1 pseudogene is annotated in these 235 nt (G+C 66.4%); it reads left to right on the forward strand.

The features are described 5' to 3' along the window. Positions 1-235, forward strand: a pseudogene (locus tag NBY69_RS37805) (hypothetical protein); the annotation flags it as partial.

The following is a 235-nucleotide window of genomic DNA, read 5'->3' on the forward strand; positions in this document are numbered from 1 at the left end:
GGTTCCACCGCACCCGGCTGGTCGACTGGCTCGGCTTCTTCAACGGCCGGCGGCTCGTCCCGATCCTGATGGCCTTCATCTGTGTCGTGCTCGGGGTGGCGTTCGGGATGAGCAGCCGGTTGGCGACACCGAAGATCGCCGAGCCCCAGGCGCCCAGGTCGATCAGATGCTTCGCGAACCAGGTCAGCGCGTCACCGACCGGCTGACCTGGTTCGCGAAGCATCTGATCGACCTG

This window comes from Streptomyces sp. A 4/2 (assembly GCF_940670765.1).
Lineage (GTDB): Bacteria > Actinomycetota > Actinomycetes > Streptomycetales > Streptomycetaceae > Streptomyces.